Origin of the sequence: Suttonella sp. R2A3, assembly GCF_021513215.1 — a bacterium.
Classification (GTDB): Bacteria; Pseudomonadota; Gammaproteobacteria; order Cardiobacteriales; family Cardiobacteriaceae; genus JAHUUI01.
Window position 1 is genome coordinate 137,417 of record NZ_CP090975.1, and the last position, 19,870, is coordinate 157,286.

At 48.7% G+C, this 19,870-nt stretch carries 16 protein-coding genes and 2 pseudogenes; 16 read left to right on the forward strand and 2 right to left on the reverse strand.

What is annotated here, in order from left to right:
- Window positions 1-39: 39 nt before the first annotated feature.
- From rpmH to L0B52_RS00725, 8 genes and pseudogenes are all read left to right on the forward strand, one after another.
- Entirely contained in the window at window positions 40-180 is a 141-nt protein-coding gene (gene rpmH, locus L0B52_RS00690) for a 50S ribosomal protein L34 (RefSeq protein ID WP_235064620.1), read from the forward strand.
- Window positions 181-193: 13 nt separating this feature from the next.
- Entirely contained in the window at window positions 194-541 is a 348-nt protein-coding gene (rnpA, locus tag L0B52_RS00695; protein ID WP_235064621.1) for a ribonuclease P protein component, read from the forward strand.
- A 69-nt stretch (window positions 542-610) separates the two neighbouring features.
- On the forward strand, window positions 611-847 hold the full coding sequence (gene yidD / locus L0B52_RS00700; protein ID WP_235064622.1) for a membrane protein insertion efficiency factor YidD: 237 nt from the start codon (window positions 611-613) through the stop codon (window positions 845-847).
- Entirely contained in the window at window positions 837-2,510 is a 1,674-nt protein-coding gene (gene yidC / locus L0B52_RS00705) for a membrane protein insertase YidC (protein ID WP_235064623.1), read from the forward strand. Before yidD ends, yidC begins: the two co-directional genes overlap by 11 nt.
- The gene (mnmE, locus tag L0B52_RS00710; protein WP_235064624.1) at window positions 2,507-3,847 is read left to right on the forward strand and encodes a tRNA uridine-5-carboxymethylaminomethyl(34) synthesis GTPase MnmE; all 1,341 of its coding nucleotides are present in this window, start codon (window positions 2,507-2,509) and stop codon (window positions 3,845-3,847) included. Before yidC ends, mnmE begins: the two co-directional genes overlap by 4 nt.
- A 2-nt stretch (window positions 3,848-3,849) precedes the next feature.
- Window positions 3,850-5,225, forward strand: a pseudogene (locus L0B52_RS09670) (Na+/H+ antiporter NhaC family protein).
- A complete protein-coding gene (epmA, locus tag L0B52_RS00720; protein WP_235064625.1) occupies window positions 5,215-6,144 on the forward strand; it encodes an EF-P lysine aminoacylase EpmA in 930 nt (309 codons plus the stop codon). Before L0B52_RS09670 ends, epmA begins: the two are co-directional and overlap by 11 nt.
- Window positions 6,145-6,180: 36 nt before the next feature.
- The gene (locus L0B52_RS00725) at window positions 6,181-6,897 is read left to right on the forward strand and encodes an SGNH/GDSL hydrolase family protein (protein WP_235064626.1); all 717 of its coding nucleotides are present in this window, start codon (window positions 6,181-6,183) and stop codon (window positions 6,895-6,897) included.
- A gap of 28 nt (window positions 6,898-6,925) precedes the next feature.
- Here the strand turns inward: L0B52_RS00725 and L0B52_RS00730 are convergent, their stop codons facing one another.
- A complete protein-coding gene (locus L0B52_RS00730; protein ID WP_235064627.1) occupies window positions 6,926-8,239 on the reverse strand; it encodes a S41 family peptidase in 1,314 nt (437 codons plus the stop codon).
- A gap of 132 nt (window positions 8,240-8,371) precedes the next feature.
- Here L0B52_RS00730 and L0B52_RS00735 point away from each other — a divergent pair, with 132 nt between their 5' ends.
- The 8 genes from L0B52_RS00735 (at window position 8,372) to pfkB (ending at window position 19,344) form a co-directional block, all read left to right on the forward strand.
- Window positions 8,372-9,439, forward strand: a complete 1,068-nt coding sequence (locus L0B52_RS00735) for a TRAP transporter substrate-binding protein (protein ID WP_235064628.1) — start codon at window positions 8,372-8,374, stop codon at window positions 9,437-9,439.
- A 250-nt stretch (window positions 9,440-9,689) separates the two neighbouring features.
- Window positions 9,690-12,350, forward strand: coding sequence for a pyruvate dehydrogenase (acetyl-transferring), homodimeric type (aceE, locus tag L0B52_RS00740; protein ID WP_235064629.1), 2,661 nt, complete (start codon window positions 9,690-9,692; stop codon window positions 12,348-12,350).
- Window positions 12,351-12,360: 10 nt separating this feature from the next.
- Window positions 12,361-13,956 (forward strand): dihydrolipoyllysine-residue acetyltransferase, encoded by a 1,596-nt coding sequence (gene aceF / locus L0B52_RS00745; RefSeq protein WP_235064630.1) that lies wholly within the window; start codon window positions 12,361-12,363, stop codon window positions 13,954-13,956.
- Window positions 13,957-14,023: 67 nt separating this feature from the next.
- Complete coding sequence (argH, locus tag L0B52_RS00750) at window positions 14,024-15,415, forward strand: argininosuccinate lyase (RefSeq protein ID WP_235064631.1); 1,392 nt, start codon at window positions 14,024-14,026, stop codon at window positions 15,413-15,415.
- A gap of 150 nt (window positions 15,416-15,565) precedes the next feature.
- Window positions 15,566-15,937 (forward strand): DUF6394 family protein, encoded by a 372-nt coding sequence (locus L0B52_RS00755; RefSeq protein ID WP_235064632.1) that lies wholly within the window; start codon window positions 15,566-15,568, stop codon window positions 15,935-15,937.
- 13 nt (window positions 15,938-15,950) lie between these two features.
- Entirely contained in the window at window positions 15,951-17,648 is a 1,698-nt protein-coding gene (locus tag L0B52_RS00760; RefSeq protein ID WP_235064633.1) for an NAD-binding protein, read from the forward strand.
- Between the two features lie 2 nt (window positions 17,649-17,650).
- Window positions 17,651-18,385 (forward strand): alpha/beta fold hydrolase, encoded by a 735-nt coding sequence (locus tag L0B52_RS00765; protein ID WP_235064634.1) that lies wholly within the window; start codon window positions 17,651-17,653, stop codon window positions 18,383-18,385.
- 14 nt (window positions 18,386-18,399) lie between these two features.
- Complete coding sequence (gene pfkB, locus L0B52_RS00770) at window positions 18,400-19,344, forward strand: 1-phosphofructokinase (RefSeq protein WP_235064635.1); 945 nt, start codon at window positions 18,400-18,402, stop codon at window positions 19,342-19,344.
- 85 nt (window positions 19,345-19,429) lie between these two features.
- Here pfkB and L0B52_RS00775 read toward each other — a convergent pair.
- Window positions 19,430-19,762, reverse strand: a pseudogene (locus tag L0B52_RS00775) (ABC transporter ATP-binding protein); the annotation flags it as partial.
- Window positions 19,763-19,870 lie beyond the last annotated feature (108 nt).

The window sequence follows — 19,870 nt, forward strand, 5'->3', positions numbered from 1 at the left end:
TATGATTGCGCGTTTTGCGTCCCCCAAGCGGAGAGAATCATGTCTACAAAAAGAACATATCAACCAAGTAATATCAAGCGTAAGCGTACCCACGGTTTTCGTGCGCGTATGGCAACCAAAAATGGCCGTCAGGTACTAAACCGTCGTCGTGCTAAAGGCCGTCATAGCTTAACCGTGTAATTTTTAGCGCGTGATGAACCAGTCTTTCGGTAAAGACCGGCGACTGCTCACGCAAAGTGATTACACTGCTGTATTTAACGCCCCAGAAGAGCGTAGTAGCGATCGCTACTTCACTGTTTTGGGGCGTTGTCGCGAGCAAGGTATGTCACGGCTGGGTTTGGCGATTGCTAAACGCCGTATTGCACGTGCCCATGAGCGGAATCGTCTTAAGCGCCTTGTGCGCGAGAGTTTTCGCACCCATCATTTTAAAAATGACCGCTCTTTAGATGTGGTGTTGTTGGCTAAAAGCGCTGCGAAAGATGCGGATAATGCGCGATTAATAGCCTCATTAGAGCGCCATTGGCGCAAAATCAAGCTGTAATGCTGAAGGAATTGGCAATCGTCATTATGTCGGTTTGTCCAAGGGCCATTAGCGCTATATAATGCCGCGATGAAATGGGTCCTGATTCGCTTAATCCGACTATATCGCTTGGTGTTAAGCCCCATCATGGGGCAGCAGTGTCGTTTTGAGCCAACGTGTTCACGCTATGGCGAAGAAGCCATCGAAACGCATGGTGCGTTAAAAGGTGGTTGGCTAACGATAAAACGGATTGTAAAATGCGGCCCTTGGCATCGTGGCGGATATGATCCGGTACCTAAAAAAACTGTGGGGAAGAATGAAGAATAATCTGAGATTGATTTTGTATGTGGTGGCTTTTGGCATCGCGTTTATTTTGTGGAATAAATGGCAATTAGCCAATCAACCTGAACCAACTGCCACACTAACCACCACGCAGCAAAGCGCAGCACCAGCAGCGGCTTCTGCAAGTGGTGAAGATGCACCGATTCCTGGCGCAGCTTCAGGTGGTGTTAATGCCGCTAATAATGCCGGCGAAGTCCCACAGCAGCAAGTAAGTTCTAACGAAGTGGTCACGGTGCAAACCGATGTGCTTAATGTGACGTTTAACTTACAAGGCGCCACCATTACCCGTGCAGAGTTGCTCGAATATCCCGCGAGTAAAAACAGCGATCAACCACTGGCGTTGATGCGTACCGAAAACCCAGCGCGTTTTATTATGCAAAGTGGTCTGGCATCGAGTGATTCAGGTGCTGCCCCAACTCATAATGCACTCTTTAGCGCCCAGCAAAAAACATACACTTTAAGCGATGGTCAAGACGAGCTGCGTGTGCCGTTCCAGTGGGTCAATGAGCAAGGCATTACAGTCACCAAAACCTTTATCTTCCAGCGTGGAAAATACGAAGTTGGCTTAGAGCAAAAGGTTGAGAATGGCAGTGACAGCGCTTGGCAGGGCTATCCATATCAGCAGCTTGATTTTGGTACTGCCCCACCACGTGGTGGCATTGGCCAGGTCTATACCTTTACCGGCGGGGTGATGTCGACTTCTGATGATCGTTACCGCAAAATCGATCTCGATGATATTCGTAAAAGCAATACCGAAGTTAGCAGCAAAGATGGCTGGGTTGCGATGATCCAGCATTACTTCCTAGGTGCGCTGATTCCACCGGAAGGTAATAACAGTAATTTCTACACCCGTTATTACAATAACAACCATATCATTGGTATTTCTGGGCAAAATCACAGTGTTGCGCCAGGTGAAGAAACGCTGATGGAGAGCCGTCTCTATATTGGTCCGAAAATCCAAAGCCGTTTACAAGAAGTCGCGCCGGCACTCGATAAAACAGTCGATTATGGCTTCTTGTTTATGATCGCGCAGCCGATGTTCTATGTGCTGAACTTTATTCATGGCATCATTGGCAACTGGGGTTGGGCGATTATCGTCATGACGCTGTTGATTAAGCTGATGTTCTTTATGCCGTCAGCATGGGCGTATAAATCTATGGCGAAAATGCGTCGCCTGCAGCCACACATGACCCGCCTCAAAGAACGCTATGGTGATGACCGTCAAGCGATGAGCCAGGCGATGATGAAGCTCTATCGTGATGAGAAGGTGAATCCTGCAAGCGGCTGTTTACCAATGCTGTTACAGATTCCGTTCTTTATCGCCTTTTATTGGGTGTTGGTTGAGTCGGTTGAATTGCGTCAAGCGCCATGGATGATGTGGATTCAAGATCTCTCGGCGAAAGATCCGCTGTTTATTCTGCCGGTATTGAACGCCTCGTTGATGTTTTTACAGCAAAAACTCAACCCAACGCCACCGGATCCATTACAGGCAAAAATCATGATGATGTTGCCGTTGGTGTTTGGTTTTATGTTCATGTGGTTCCCGTCAGGTTTGGTATTGTACTGGACCGTGAGTAATGCGTTCTCGATTGTGCAGCAGTACATTATGAACAAGCGCTACGGTGAACCGGTCAAGAAGAAAGCATGACCAACGAAGATACTATCGTTGCACTCGCTACGCCGCCTGGACAGGGCGGCGTCGCTGTTTTACGCTTAAGTGGTACAGAAGCTTTAGCCATTGCCAAAGCGATCACAGGAAAAACTCCAGAACCTCGCTACGCAGTATTCAGCAATTTTCAAGCTGCTGATGGCGCAGTGATTGATCAGGGCTTAGTGCTGTATTTTCGCGCACCCCATTCGTTTACTGGTGAAGATGTGGTTGAGCTGCAAGGTCATGGTGGGGTTGCGGTCACCCAAAGCCTGTTGCAAGAATGTATTAACGCTGGGGCGCGTTTGGCTGAGGCTGGTGAGTTTTCTAAACGTGCGTTCTTAAACGATAAAATCGATTTAGCACAAGCCGAAGCCATTGCTGATTTGGTCAGCGCGCGTTCACAAGCGGCAGCGCGTGCGGCCTCCCAATCCCTGCAAGGCGTTTTTTCGCAAAAGGTTGAAGCACTCGCTGAAGAATTACTCGCGCTGCGTGTTTATATTGAAGCGGCGCTCGATTTTCCAGAAGAAGAAATCGATTTTTTGACTGAAGGCGATATCGAAGGGCGTCTAAAAACCTGGGGTGCGCAGCTTGAGGAACTCATTGGTCAAACCAGTCAAGGTTGTTTACTCAATGAAGGCGTTAATATGGTATTGCTTGGTAAGCCGAATGCGGGTAAATCGAGTTTGCTCAACGCTTTGGTTGGTGAAGAACGTGCGATTGTCACCGAACATGCCGGAACCACGCGCGATATTGTTCGTGAAACGGTGGTGATTGAAGGGATTCCAGTCAATATTCTCGATACGGCAGGGTTGCGTGAGAGCGATGATGCGATTGAGCAAGAAGGCATTCGTCGTTCGCATCAAGCGATGGCCCAAGCCGATATTGTGGTGTGGATTAGCGACGCGACAGCGCTCGATGAAGCCGCGCGTGAACAAGCGCTTGCCGATAAACCGGCGCATATTCCGGTGCTCGATGTGTATAACAAAATGGACTTATTAGATGGCGCGCAGCAAAGCGAACATACTGAGCGTCTGTATCTAGCAGCCAAAACCGGTGATGGGCTCAATGATTTTACCCGACGTGTCGCACAATTAGTGGGGAAAAATCAGCGTGAAGAAACGCTGTTTATAGCCCGTGAGCGTCACGTACGCGCCTTACAGCGAACCCAGGAATACTACCAACACGCCTACGCACAAACGCGTGGTGCGCGCTTAGCGGAGTTGATTGCTGAAGATTTGCGTCTCGCTCATGACGCCCTTGGCGAAATTACCGGTACGGTTAGCGCTGATGATTTGCTCGGCGTTATTTTTTCATCATTTTGCATTGGGAAATAAAAATGCGCGAATCCACCACTCGACTTCATCAACCCTCACTTACTGAGGCAGCGCTTGTCGCACTCTTTACCGTAACCACACTTTCCTTGCTCATTATTGGCACTGGCTGGGCACCACATATTGGGATTGTGGTGGTGATGATCTGCTTATTGGTATATGGGCGAGTGCGCGCGGTTGATTATGCAGCGATGCAAAAAGCGATGGCATCGTCTTTGCTAGCGAGCGTTGGCGCACTGTACCTCTTCTTCTTTATTGGTATTCTGGTTAGTGCTTTATTGATCAGTGGGGCGATTCCCAGCTTGATTTACTATGGTACAGAGTTGATGCACGCCAAAGTATTTTATGTGTCGGTGTTTGTGATTACTGGCATTATTGGGGTCGCGTTAGGCAGCAGTTTGACCACAGCCGCAACATTAGGTGTGGCTTTTATGGGCATTGGTGAAGCTTTTGGGGCGAATGCCGCGATCACAGCGGGTGCCGTAGTCTCTGGTGCTTTTTTGGGCGATAAAATGTCGCCGCTATCTGATACGACAACGATCGCCGCGGCAACGGTGGGTATTGATTTGTTCAGTCATATCCGAAATATGCTCTATACCGCCGTACCTGCGTTTGTGATCTGTTGTATCTTGTATGGCGTATTATCACTGACAGGCGATAACCAGATTGGCGATGCGGCGAGGATTAATGAATTTCGCGCTGCACTATTAGACACAGGCCTTATTCATCCAGTTTCTTTTCTACCATTTGTCCTGTTGGTGGTATTAGCGCTGCTGCGTGTGCCAGCGGTGATGGCGATGATTTATACCTCGGTGCTGGCGATTATTATTGCCCAGTTTTTCACCTACAGCGACTGGCAACAGTACGGCACGATTTTCTTTGCTGGTTTCCAACCAGATACGGCTTGGGCACCTGATATTGTGCGGATGTTTAGTCGTGGCGGCCTGCAGAATATGTTTTTCACCCTGACTATCGTGATACTTGCGGTGAGTATGGGGGGTTATTGTTTGCACTTGGCGTTGTGCCGCGTTTGCTCGCCGCTATTGCTGCCTGGTTGACTGGGCGTTTACGCGCCACTGCAGCGGTGGCGATGACCAGCGTGGGCGTGAATGTGTTAATCGGTGAGCAATACTTGAGTATTTTATTATCGGGCGAAACGTTTAAACCGATTTACGATCGCCTGGGGTTGGCGCGCAAGCAGCTCTCGCGTACGCTAGAAGATGCCGGAACGGTGATTAACCCCTTGGTGCCTTGGAGTGTATGTGGCGTATTTATTGCCAACCAGCTTGAGATTAGCGTGCTGAGCTATTTACCTTACGCCTTTTTTTGCTATTTAAGTATTCTGATTACGTTAGTATTGCCTGGTAGTCGTGAGGACTGATTTTCGCGAGCATGTGGCCAAGCGTGCGGCGTTTTTTGCTGCTATCCGCCGTTTTTTTGCCGAACGTCAGGTGCTTGAAGTCGATACCCCACATTTATCACATGCGGCAAGCACGGATGTGCATTTGCACAGTTTTCAGGTGAGCAATGACTGTTTTTTGAACACCTCACCTGAGTTTGCCATGAAGCGCCTGCTTGCAGCAGGCAGTGGGGACATTTACCAACTCGCGCATGTGTTTCGTGGTGAAGAGCAAGGTAGACGCCATTTACCCGAATTCATGATGCTTGAATGGTATCGTGAACAGATGACGCATGAGGATTTAATCAAGGAAGTGGACGCTTTAGTGCGTGAACTCGTGCCACAGCGTAAGGCTTTGCCGTTAGTGATTAGCGCTTATGATGTGCTGTTTCGCGAGCACGTGGGGTTTGACCCATTGATTGTGGGTGATGCGGATTTAACAGCCGCGGCTGAGCGAGTGGTTGCTGGGTGCACGCAGTGGCAACTCGAGCGTGATGGCTACCTGGACTTGCTTTTTACGCACCTGATCGAGCCACAGTTAGGCAAGGATTGCTGGCAATTTGTGGTCGATTATCCACCGAGCCAAGCGGCATTAGCAAGAATCATTACCCGCAAAGATGGACAAGTAGTCGCGGCGCGTTTTGAGCTCTACGCTGAAAGTTTGGAGCTGTGTAATGGCTATTGGGAGTTAAGCGATGCGGACGAGCAGCGCGCACGCTTTATCGCGGATAACGCCGAGCGCAAAGCTAAAGGTTTAGCGGAGATGCCGATTGATGAGGCGTTATTACACGCGCTTGACCAAGGGTTGCCCGATTGTGCTGGGGTGGCGCTTGGTGTCGATCGATTGTTGATGCTTGCCTTGGAGGCAAAAGAGATACAATCGGTACAGTTGCTAGATTAGCGTTGTCACCGGTTTTACAAGGAAGGTCGTACGCCGATGAAGATCACACCATGGTTTCTTTTGCTCGCACCCATCTTATACCTGCAAGGGAAATACGTACGCCGCGTCACACCGCAGCTCGCTGAAGCTTCTGGTGCGCGAGAGGGGCAAAGCGGCAGTGGTGAGCCGCTGTCGGTGTTAATTGTTGGTGACTCATCAGCAGTTGGGGTTGGTGTCAGTAGACAGGAAGAAGCCTTGTCTGGGCAACTTGGCTCGTTACTCGCAGAGCACTATCAAGTCAATTGGCAGGTGATCGCGCGTACCGGTAGTGATAGCCGCAGTTTACTTAAGCGATTACACAAACTCGAACCGGCGGAGATTGATGTGGTGGTTGTCGTAATTGGGGTTAACGATGTCACAGCGATGATTGATGTCTCGCTGTGGCAAGATCGACTGAAAAAAATCGTTGCCTTAATTAAGCAGCGCTGTCGAGCGAAGCTGATTATTCTCTCAGAAATCCCGCCGATGGCGCATTTTCCCGCGCTTCCCCAGCCTTTGCGTTGGTATTTGGGCCGTGAAGCGACTCGATTGAATAAAGCGAGTCGTGCATTGCTTGCGGATTATGCGGATTGTTATTTTGTGCCGCTGCCCGATTTAACCGGTTCTTCGTCTGACGCGCAGCATTATATGGCTGAAGATGGCTTTCATCCTAATGCGGCGGCTTATCGACTTTGGGCTAATGCACTCGCCGATCATATACGAACCCACCATTGACCGTCAGCGACTTCTTAAAACCCCTTGGTTAAGGTGCGCGCTTAGTGGTTTCAGTTTGGTTCTGGGCGTTAATCAGCAGAATTTTCAATAAATTCTTCGCTTGAGTGAGTACGCTGTCGCGCTCACTCGATTTGTCAGGCGATGGGTTATCGGTGGTATTTCTTAACGGGCTTAGTGAAACATCAGGAGCGATACCACGGTCTTGTAATAGTTTGTTATCCGGGGTGAAATAATGGCCTGTGGTGAGCTTAATCGCGCCACCGTGATAGAGCGGAAACAGCGTCTGTACGCTCCCTTTACCATAAGATGCCTCACCAACGACCATTGCGCGTTGATTTTCCTGTAAGGCCGCTGCGAGAATTTCTGCACTCGATGCGGTGCCACGGTTGATCAGGATGATGATCGGTTGACCGTCTAACACATCACCAGCTTTCGCCTCATAGCGTTGCTGTTCCATATCGTTGCGATCACGCACGGTTAGGATCACACCTTTTTCTAAAAACAGATCCGCGCTATCGACTGCACTGAATAAATAACCGCCAGGGTTGTCGCGTAAATCGATTAATAGGCCATCAATGGCTTGTTCAGCACGGCGCTCTTCTAAGGCGCTCTGTAAACTCTCGGTGGTATCTTCTTGGAATTGAGAGATACTGAGATAGAGCATGCCTTTTTCTAACCATTGACTGGCAATACTATTGGTATGAATCAGACGCCGGGTGAGGGTAAATGAGAGATTCTTTTTATCACGCAGCACGCCGAGGGTGATTTGCGTGCCAACGCCACCTTCTAAGCGATTCATCGCCTCTTGCAGACCGAGTTCAAAGACTGACTGGCCGCCAATGGTGGTAATCACATCACCGTTAGTGATCCCCGCTTCAGCAGCAGGACTGTTTTTAATCGCCGCAACCACTTCTATCACGCCATCTTTTACATCGATCACAATCCCAATACCGGCATAGTTGCCATCAGTTTGGTGCTCAAAGTTGTGGTACTGATCTTTATTAAGATACTGCGAGTGTGGGTCGAGGCGCGATAACATGCCATAGATAGCGTATTCAACCAGCTGTTCGTTGCTGACGTCTTTGACATAGTGTTTTTTGATGTTGTCAAAAACATCAACAAAGGTGCGTAACGATTGAAAAGGGATATCACTATTATTGTTTTCTGACCCCTCAAGTGAGGTGAGGGTGATTAAATTATTGGCTGCGCCATAGGCAATATCACCAGCCGCTTCTTCTGCAGCGGAGATTGGCTCTAAAGGTTCATCAGCCGTCGGCGCGAGGTCTTGGGCGTGGACAAAACTCAGCAAAACTAAAGCAAAACTAGAGAGATAAATGCGCATGAATGACATCAGAGTAAAATGTAACGGGTTGAGCATAACATATTTAGCAAAAGCGTTGGCTATTAGAAAATAACGTGACGTGACGATAATAATATGGCAGTATTAATTAGTTCGACTAAAAAAGGAGCAATCATGAAAAGACGTCATTTAATTAAAGCCGGTGGGGCTGGTGCGTTGGCATTGGGTGCTTCTTCTGCAGTACGTGCGGAAGAGGAAGTATTTAATTGGAAGTTGGTGATGTCCTGGCCAAAGAAATTTCCTGGCTTGGCCACAGAAATGGATTGGTTTGTCGAACAAATTAAGCGGGTCACCAATGGTCGCTTGAATATCACCATTTATGGCGCAGGCGAATTGGTGCCGGCGTTTGAGGTGTTTAACGCGGTAAGCGACGGTACAGCGGAAATGGGGCACGGTGCGGCGTATTACTGGAAAGGTAAGATTCCTGAGGCAGAGCTATTTACCTCGGTTCCGTTTGGCCTAACCCCGGTTGAATACAATGCGTGGTTTAGCGAAGGTGATGGTCAGGATTTACTGACAGAACTTTATAAACCGTTTGGGGTTAAACCACTGCTTGGTGGTAACTCAGACTATCAAATGGGCGGCTGGTTTAATAAAGAGATTAATTCATTAGAAGATTTACAAGGGTTGAAGATTCGTATGCCGGGGATTGGTGGCGAAGTCTTTAAACGCGCGGGCGCAACCGTTGTCTCTATGCCAGGTGGTGAGATCTTTACCTCAATGCAAAGCGGTGTGGTTGATGCCGCAGATTGGGTCGGGCCATGGAACGATCAGGCGTTTGGCTTGTATAAAGCGGCTAAATATTACTATGGTGGCTGGCAGGAGCCAGGCTCTTCGATTGACTTATTATTTAATGAAGAAGCGTGGAATAAGTTACCTGAAGACATTCAAGCACAGGTTGAGATTGTTTCTGATGCCTTAAACCAGAAAATGCTTAGCCAATTCCGTCTAAATAACGCGTCTTCATTGAAGAACTTGGTAGAAAACGAAGGTGTTGAGCTCAAATTCTTCCCGGATGATGTCGTGGCTAAGTTCAAGAGTATCACCGAAGAATACTTAACTGAATACGCGGCACAAAGTGATATGGCGAAGAAAATTGCCGATTCTTACCTCGACTTTAAAGCAAAACAAGTGGCGCTTTCAGAAAATGAGGCGCATATTTTGCGCTATCGCCTACCTTAGTATTTTATCTTTGCATAAAGTCCCTGTATCGCAGGGGCCTTTTTTTATGCCCATAATGATTGTATGAATAAACGATCAGTTTGAAAATAATAAACTTTTGCGTTGTGCGTTTAAGGTAAGCGTCGTCACGCAAATCAAGCGTTTTTTGCTACAGCTTGGCAACGTCTGAATACGCTATTCATGATACAATCTGCGACTGAAAAAAGCCGCTTGCGGCGATACCGATGATTAATTAGGAGAGATAACTGTCATGGCACAAAATGAGTACAATGATATTGATCCACAAGAAACTAAAGAGTGGCTGGCCGCATTAGAGGGCGTGCTAGAGGCGGATGGCAACGAACGGGCGCATTATTTGCTCGAAACGCTGGTTGAACGCGCCAGTTTTGCGGGTATGGATTTGCCTTATAGCGCGACCACACCTTATGTTAATACCATTCCTCTATCGCATCAATCGCCGTATCCTGGAGATACCGGTTTAGAGCATAAAATCCGCTCTTATATTCGTTGGAATGCGATTGCTATGGTAGTTAAGGCCGGCAAGAACACCAACGTTGGTGGCCATATTGCCAGTTTTGCGTCTTCGGCAACCCTTTATGAAGTCGGACAGAATCACTTCTGGCGCGGCCAGGATGGTGAGAATGGCGGCGACTTGATCTTCTTCCAAGGCCATTCGGCACCTGGTTTTTATGCACGCGCGTTTCTTGAAGGGCGCTTAAGCGAAGAACAGCTCGATAATTATCGTCAGGAGGCGAGCGGTAAAGGCTTGTCTTCGTACCCACATCCATGGTTGATGCCGGATTTCTGGCAGTTCCCAACCGTATCGATGGGCTTGGGGCCGTTGATGGCGATTTATCAAGCGCGCTTTATGCGTTATCTACAAAGCCGAGGTTTGATCGAGAAAACCGACCGTAAAGTGTGGGCATTTTGTGGTGATGGGGAGATGGACGAGCTGGAATCGCGTGGTGCGATTGGCTTAGCCGGACGTGAGGACCTTAATAACCTGGTGTTCGTGATCAACTGTAACTTACAGCGTTTAGATGGTCCAGTGCGTGGTAACGGCAAAATCATCCAGGAATTAGAATCTGAATTCCGCGGCGCTGGCTGGAATGTGATCAAAGTGATTTGGGGTCATCGCTGGGATGCGCTGTTAGCTCGCGACACAGAAGGCTTGCTGCGTAAACGGATGATGGAATGCTTAGACGGCGATTATCAAACATTTAAGTCTAAAGACGGCGCCTATGTGCGTGAGTTCTTCTTTAATACCCCAGAACTGCGTGCGATGGTTGCCGATATGTCGGATCAGGATATCTGGGAACTCAATCGTGGTGGCCATGATCCGGCGAAGATCTTCGCAGCGTATAAAGAAGCGATGGAAAGTGATAAGCCAACGCTGATTTTAGCCAAAACCATCAAAGGCTACGGGATGGGCGGTACGGCTGAGGCGCAAAATATCGCTCACCAGGCGAAAAAAATGGATTTGGCACAGCTCAAACGCTTCCGTGACCGTTTCCAATTGCCATTGAGCGATGAGCAAGTAGAAAATGTTGAGTATTTAAAGCTCGATAAGGACTCTAAAGCCTATGAGTATCTGATGGGACAGCGTAAGGCTCTAGAAGGGTTCATTCCGTCTCGTCGCACGAAATCGGCCAGTTTGCCGATTCCAGATTTACAAGAATTTAGCGCAGTGACGGTGGCGACCAAAGAAGGCCGCGAAATCTCAACAACCATGGCCTTCGTGCGTATTTTAGCCACTTTGCTTAAGGACAAAACGCTTGGTAAGCATATTGTGCCGATTGTACCTGATGAATCACGCACCTTTGGTATGGAAGGGATGTTCCGTCAATACGGAATCTGGAACCCGCATGGCCAGCAATATACGCCGGCCGATGCTGAGCAATTGATGTTCTATAAAGAGTCTAAAAACGGACAGATTCTTCAAGAAGGGATTAACGAAGCGGGCGGCATGAGCGATTGGATCGCCGCGGCAACCTCGTATTCAGTACATGGCGTGCCGATGATCCCATTCTTTATTTATTATTCGATGTTTGGTTTCCAGCGCTTTGGTGATTTAGCCTGGGCAGCAGGTGATCAGCGTGCACGCGGGTTCTTACTCGGTGGTACAGCAGGGCGTACCACACTGAACGGTGAAGGCTTGCAACATGAAGATGGTCATAGCCATATGTATGCGGCCACGATTCCAAACTGTGTGCCTTATGATCCAACCTTTGCTTATGAAGTGGCGGTCATTGTGCGCGATGGTATGCGCCGTATGTATCAAGATCAGGAAGATGTGTATTACTATATCACGCTGCTCAATGAAAATTATGCGATGCCAGAATTACCACAAGGCAGCGAAGAAGGTATTCTCAAAGGGATGTACCACTTCAGCGAACATAAAGGTAAAAAAGGCCATGTCCAGCTGATGGGTTCAGGCTCTATTTTGATGGAAGTGATTGAAGGCGCTAAATTATTGGCGCAAGATTGGGGCGTTGGTTCAGATATCTGGAGCGCACCATCGTTTACTTTGCTCGCTCGTGAAGGGATGGAAGTGGAACGGTATAACCGTCTGCACCCTGTAGAAGAAGCGAAAGATGCCTACTTCACCAGCTTACTTAAAGACCGCGAGGGTCCTGTGGTTGCAGCAACCGATTATATGCGTGCTTTTGCCGAGCAAGTACGGGCTTATCTGCCTAAAGGTAAAGCGATGACGGTGCTTGGAACTGATGGCTACGGCCGTTCTGATACCCGTAAAGCTTTGCGTTCGTTCTTTGAGGTTGATCGCCATCACGTGGTGGTTGCTGCCTTAAGTACGTTAGCTGAAGAAGGCACGATTGAAGCAGAAGTGGTCAAAAAAGCGATCGAACAATATGGCATCGAAACCGATTTGGCGATGCCAACCGTTCGCTAAAGGGGATTAAATGATGAGTAAACAAATTTGTGTGCCAGATATTGGTGAAGATGCGGTTGATGTCATTGAGGTGTTGGTCAGCGAAGGGGAGTCGATTAGCGTTGATCAATCGTTATTAACCTTAGAGTCTGAAAAAGCATCGATGGATGTTCCGGCGGAAGCTGCTGGGACAATTACCAAGCTTTTGGTCAAAGTTGGCGATCAAGTGCGCACCGGTGATGTGATCGCTGAAATCGATGAAGCTGGTTCAAACGCTAAAGAAAACAAACCTGCGCAAGATGCTGCTGATAAACCAGCGGCCAAATCTGCATCAGGTGGTCAATCGCACGATCTGGTCATCCCGGATATTGGTGAAGATGCGGTTGATGTGATTGAAATCAACGTGTCTGTTGGGGATCAGGTTGAGGCGGAGCAAGGTCTGATTACCTTGGAGTCTGAAAAGGCTTCTATGGATGTGCCAGCACCGCAAGCTGGTGAAATTATTGAGCTAAGCGTTAAGGTTGGCGATAAGGTTTCTAGTGGGGATGTGATTGGTAAGATTAAAGGTGCCGCGAGTGCGGATGCTCAAGCTCAAGCACCTGCTAAACAATCGACCAAACCTACACAGAGCGAATCAACGCAACAAGCACAACCTGCGCCAAGTAAGCCCGAAACACCACAACCAGCACAAGCTAAAGCGCAAAAAGTTGATGAACAAGCGTTTTCTAAAGCGCATGCCAGTCCTTCAGTGCGTCGCTTTGCGCGTGAGCTAGGCGCTGATTTGGGCGCAATTAAAGGCAGTGGCCGTAAAGGACGGATTGTTGAGCAAGATGTGAAAGACTTTATCAAGCAAGCCTTAGCCGGTGGTGGTGCGAAGGTTGCGCAAGGTAGTGGTATTCCAGCGATTCCTGCGGTGGATTTTGCCAAATTTGGTGAGGTTGAAGAGCAGAAGCTGTCACGCATTAATGTGCTCACTGGTGAGGCGATGACGCGTTGCTGGTTGAATATACCGCATGTCACCCAGCATGATTTGGCTGATATCACCGATTTGGAAGCGTTCCGTAAAGCGTTGAAATCTGAAGCCGAGAAAAAGGGCGTACGCGTGACAATGTTGGCGTTTTTGATGAAAGCGCTGGCGAAAGCGTTACAAGAACTGCCGCGCTTTAACGCATCCTTATCGCCAGACAAACAGTCGCTAATCATGAAAAAATATATTCATTTAGGGATTGCGGTTGATACACCCAATGGTCTGGTTGTGCCGGTGGTTCGTGATGTCGATAAAAAAGGGATTTATGAACTCTCCGAAGACTTGATGGCGATGAGCAAAAAAGCACGAGACGGTAAATTGAGCCCTAGCGATATGCAAGGTGCATCGATGACTATTTCCAGCCTTGGCGGAATTGGAGGTACGTACTTCACGCCGATTGTTAACGCACCAGAAGTGGCGATTTTGGGCGTCTCACGCTCAACCATGCAACCGGTGTGGAATGGTAAAGAGTTTGAACCACGCCTGATGCTGCCGTTATCACTGTCTTATGACCACCGCGTGATTGATGGCGCACTGGCTGCACGGATGACCGTGTTGCTCGGTCAACTGTTAAGTGACATGAAACGCAGCTTGTTGTAAGGTGTCACACCATGCCTCATAGCTTACGGGCTGTGAGGCTTTTTTTATTTTTTTACTGAGTATCACAATGTCTGAACACACAACCAATAGTGCCTGGGGTGGGCGTTTTCAAGAATCCACCGATGCGTTTGTTGCCGCGTTTACTGCCTCGGTTGATTTCGACCAGCAAATGGCGCAAGAAGATATCGATGGTTCATTAGCCCATGCGGCGATGTTGGTGAAACAAGGCATATTGAGCGAAGAAGAAGGTGCGCAGATTCGTAGCGGCTTAGAACAAGTTCGTTCTGAAATTGCTGCTGGAACGTTTGCCTGGTCGGTAGCGCTAGAAGATGTGCACATGAACATCGAACAGCGTTTAACCGCACTCATTGGTATAACCGGTAAAAAACTCCATACCGGTCGTTCACGCAATGATCAGGTTGCCACCGATCTACGTTTATTCTTACGTTCGCAGATTGATGAAATCAGCGCCGAACTGGTTCGCTTGCAGCAGGGGTTGTTAGACGTTGCTGAACGTGAAGCGACCACAATCATGCCAGGCTTTACCCATTTACAAGTCGCCCAACCGATTACCTTTGGTCACCATTTATTGGCGTGGTTTGAAATGCTCAAGCGCGATTTTGAGCGCTTACAGGATTGTCGTAAGCGCCTCAATCAATCGCCTTTAGGCGCGGCTGCGCTCGCCGGCACCACCTATCCGATTGATCGCGAGTATAGCGCGCAACTACTTGGCTTTGATGGGGTGTGTCAAAACTCGCTCGATGCAGTTTCTGACCGTGATTTTACGATTGAATTTTGCGCCGCGGCGAGCATCACGATGATGCATTTATCGCGTTTTTGTGAAGAACTCATTTTGTGGAACAGCAGTGCTTTTGCCTTTGTTGATATTCCGGATCGCTTTTGTACCGGTTCATCGATCATGCCGCAGAAAAAGAACCCGGATGTGCCGGAGTTGGTGCGTGGGAAAACGGGTCGGGTGTACGGACATTTATTCAGTCTGCTGACGCTGATGAAAGGGCAGCCGTTGGCGTACAACAAAGACAACCAGGAAGATAAAGAACCGGTTTTTGACACCATCACAACCTTGCGCCACTGTCTGCGCGCCTTTGCTGACATGGTGCCGATGCTGGAAACTAATGCCGAGAATATGCTGCGCGCTGCCGCACAAGGCTTCTCAACCGCTACCGATTTGGCCGATTATCTGGTCGGTAAAGGTGTGGCGTTTCGTGATGCGCATGAAGTGGTCGGTAAGTCGGTGCGGCTGGCGATTGATCGAGGCTGTGATTTGGCGGATTTGCCACTGGCCGATTTACAGGCGCTTTGTGAGTTGATTGAAGAAGATGTCTACGAGTCATTACTTTTAGAGGGCTCGGTGGCAGCGCGCAACCATATTGGCGGTACAGCACCGGAACAAGTGCGTGCGCAGGTTAAAAAGCAGCGGTCGCAATTAGCATCATAAGCGTTATATTCGCTAGTTTGAGGCTCATAATCAGAGCCCATGTGCTGAAAAATTTCGATATTATAGGCTTGTGCACGTAAAAGCTTATATCTTGCGTGCGCTTTCGTTACAATAGAGATTCTGTTTTGAGACGCGGTTAAGGGGAACACGATGCGCAGTGAGCGAGTATGGTTTAGCTTTTTTATTTTATTAGCGCTGACATTGAATGTGGGCTTTGTCTATGGCTCGATTGATAATCCTGAGCATCACGACAAGATTGAGCTCTATCTCGCGTTTGTGGTCAGTATTGTCTGTACCATTTTGAAATTCGGGGATCGCTCGCATTTAGGCGCGTTGTTGCTCGCTACCTCGCTGGTTGCCGACGTACAGCTCTTGATCGCGATTGGCGTATGGACGTTTAGCGTCGGAATGCTTGACGCCTCGACCTTATCAACGATTGTTTCGTTCACCATGGGGGCTTTAGTGGCCAACCTGGTATCTGTTGTTCTAGTGGTTATTGAGGTGGCAACGCTTCGGCGTTAAACGGGGTTAACTCGTGAACGAAATTATCTATCTCATCCTTCGCCAAGTGCGCCGCCCGGCGCTGGTAGTGCTCGGCACCTATAGCGTTGCTGTGTTGGGTATGTCGCTGATCCCGATGGTCGGTGAAGACGGCGAAATGACCTTTCTTAGCGTCTTTCAGTCGTTTTATTGGGTGAGTTATACCGCAACCACGATTGGCTATGGTGAGGTTCCGGTACCATTTTCTGACTGGCAGCGAATCTGGGTCGCCTTTAGTATCTATTACACCGTGCCAGCGTGGCTTTATGCAGCGGGGAAAATCATTGGGCTCATGCAAGATGCGACCTTTCAGCATGCGCTGGAAGAAAACCGCTTTGCACGACGGGTGGCCAAGCAAAATAAACGCTTTGTGTTGATTTGTGGCTTTGGTGAGTCCGGACGCCGTTTGGTTGATATGTTCTTAGCCGATGACTACGAATGTGTAGTGATTGAAAGTGATCAAAACCGGGTTAACCGTATGGCGCTCGATCCTGCATTGCACCGCGTATTAGCGATTGCAGGGGATGCTAAAAACGTTGAATTATTAGAAAAATCCGGCATTCGTTCGCCGTATTGTCGCGCAGTGATTGCGATTACAGATAATGAAGCGGTGAATATTAAAGTAGCATTAGCTGCACGTTTATTATCGACCGATCGTTCACGCTTTAAAGTGGTGTGCCGCACGTTTACCCGTCAAGGGAGTGCTAATGCGCGCTCGTTTAATACCGATGTAGTGCTCAATTCTAATGCCATTTTTGCCGAACGTTTGACGATTGGTTTGCGACGACCATCGATTGCGCATTTGATCGAGCTGATCCATGCTGAACCCGGTGCGCCATTTGATCCTTCACCACAACCACCAGCCGGGCGTTGGGTGCTTTGTGGTTATGATAATTTAGGGAAAACCCTCGAGCGTTATCTCGATTTTGAAGGCGTGGACAATGTGGTCATCTATGAAGATGCTAACCCGAGCGAAACACGCGTTAAGGGCACAGGGATGGAAGCGGTGACCTTGCGGGAAGCAAAAATTGACCGGGCACAGGCGATTGTTGCCGGGCGTACCAATGATCCAGAAAATTTATCGATTGCGATGACTGCCAAAGCGATGCATCCATCGTTGTTTGTGGTGGGTAAACAGAACCGTAGTTCAGATCACCGTTTGTTTAGTGCTGCCGGCTTTGATCGGGTGATGGAAGAAGCGGATTTGATCGTCAGCAAGTGTTTTCCCGAGATTGCCCGTCCATTGCTCAGTCGGTTTTTGCTGATGGTTCGTCATCAAGATGAAGCGTGGGGTAAAAAATTACTCGAGCGTATTGCTAAACTTTCCGGTAAACACAACCCGTCGCATTATATTTTGCGGGTTGAGAATGATTATGCGCCGGCGGTTTATAGAGAGCTTGATAATGGTCATTTGTTGCGCCTACAAAGCCTGTGGATGCATCCGCACGAACCAGAAACGCTGCAAGATGCATTGCCTTTATTACTTCAGCGAGGGGATCAAAATATTTTACTGCCGAATGCAGCAACGCCATTGGAAAAAGGCGATCGGATTTTAATTGCTTATCATAAACCGATTGTGGTGCAGCGTATTCACCGTGCCACTGTTGATGAAGGCGAGCTGTATTATGCGGTACACGGTCGAGAAAAAACGCTGTCGTATGTGATGAGTTACATCATGAAGAAACTGGATTAACGATGCTTTATTATCAGGAACACGGCTCAGGGAAGCCGATATTGTTGTTACATAGCGGCGGTATGGCTGGTGAAGAATGGCAGCCACAAATACCTGCGCTGGCTAAGCGCTATCGGGTGATTGTGCCCGATTTACCCGGTCATGGGCGTTCATTGCTTAAGGATGAGCCCTTAACGATTGCGATGATGGGGCAAGCGGTTATTGAACTGTGCGATGAGCTTGGGATTGAGCAAGCGCATGTTTGTGGTTCGTCGATGGGTGGGGCGGTGGCGCTGTGGCTCGCACTCAACTATCCCGAGCGGATTAAAAAGCTGGTGATTTATCGCATCACCTACCGCAAAAACCAAGCAACCCATGCGCAAACACAGAATATGTCTGATCCAGGTTATTGGCGACAATTTGGTCTGCATAAATGGTTATCGAAGCTGCACGAACCGCAAGGTGGGGTTGATGCCTGGGAAGACGTCATTGCGCGGGTTTCCGAAGCACTCGATCCTGAAACCTCAACCCACAATCACCAGTTAGACGATTTGGCACAGATTAGCGCACCGACGCTTTTGATTGTCGGCGATCGTGATCCTGTGGCGCCATTAGACGATGTGCTTGATATGTATCACACCATCCCTAAGGCGGGATTGTGGGTGATGCCTTATGCTACCCATATTACCGCGAGTAATACCTGGCGTAGCGACGCATTTGCCGAAGAATGTCTGCGTTTTTTTGCCCGTGAAGAATGATTTAGGGGATTTTGATGAGCAAGATTATTACTGTAACACCGAATCCAGCGCTTGATTTAACCATGCATGCCAAGGGTTGGCAGCGTGGGGTTGTCAACCGTGGGCAATCGATGGATGTAACTCCGGGTGGTAAAGGGTTGACGGTGGCGATTAACCTGGCGATGGTTGGTGTGCCGTGTACGGTTACTGGCTGGATGGGGCAAAATAACGATGGCCACTTTTGCCGTGAATTCAATAAAAATGGCTTGGAAGATCAGTTTGTTCGTGTGCCGGGTGATGTACGACGTAATATCAAAATCGTCGATGAAAGTAATGGCGAAACCACCGACATTAATATGCCGGGGCACAGCGTGAGTGAAGCAGCGCGCACCTTGCTGATTGAACTCATTGACGCGATGGTCGATGAAGAAACGATTTTAGTCTATGGCGGCTCACTACCACCGGATTTAGAGAAAAGCTATTACGCAGATATGGTCAAACGCTATCATGACCGCACGCGTGCGGTGGTGGTTGATACCAGTGATGAAGCTTTAGATGAGCTGATGAAAGCCGATATTTTGCCGCAAGTGATCAAACCCAATATTCACGAGTTGGAAAATCTAGTCGGGCGCACGTTGGAAAGCGATGCAGACATTATTGCCGAAGCTCGTCGCTTTATTGATAAAGGCGTTGAGCTCGCGGTTGTATCGTTGGGCTCGCGTGGTGCGTGGTTTGTGCGCAAAGACGAAGCGCTGCATGCGCAACCGCCTAAAGTAAAGGTTGCGAGCACTGTAGGCGCAGGGGACGCGATGGTTGCGGGCATCGTACGTGGGATAATGTTCGGACGTACGCTCGAAGAAATCGCCCGTACCTCAACCTCATACAGTGTGGCGAATATCAAAAAAGTCGGCATTTCCTTACCGTCAATTGCCGAGATTGAAGAAATCAAGGCTAAAGTTGTGATCACCCATCAAGCATGATCCTATAGGGACCAGCTTGCTTCGCGCGTTGGCGTTCAAAAACGCCGCGAAAGGTGAATTTTATCGCAAGCCGAAGATGACATATTCAGCAAAGCGCCTGCAGACGCCAGCCTTGTTCGGTGGCGAGCGAACGATTAGTCAGTTCGAGGTTCTTAAGAAATAAGTCATCGTGTGACACGACAAGTCACGTACCCTGGTAACTGCGCAACATGCTCTCCAATGCTTCTGTGGAAGGTAGATCAAGGTGGTTGTTCGGTTCGTCAAACAACAGCAGTTGCGGTGGCGACTCGTCATAGAGTATGCAGGCAAGGGCGCCTTTTAAACGTTCGCCGCCGCTTAACAGAACACTTGGTGTGGTCACAATTTGTGCGTTAAGACCAAGTTGCGCCAGGCGCATGTACAAATTCGCTTCGCTGGCTTGACCATAGGCGAACACCGCCGTCACGACATATAAGATAACATCTGGAAAATATTGGATTTATTTAAATCAATTACTATGATAAAGTGGTTGTAAAAGCATTGGGCA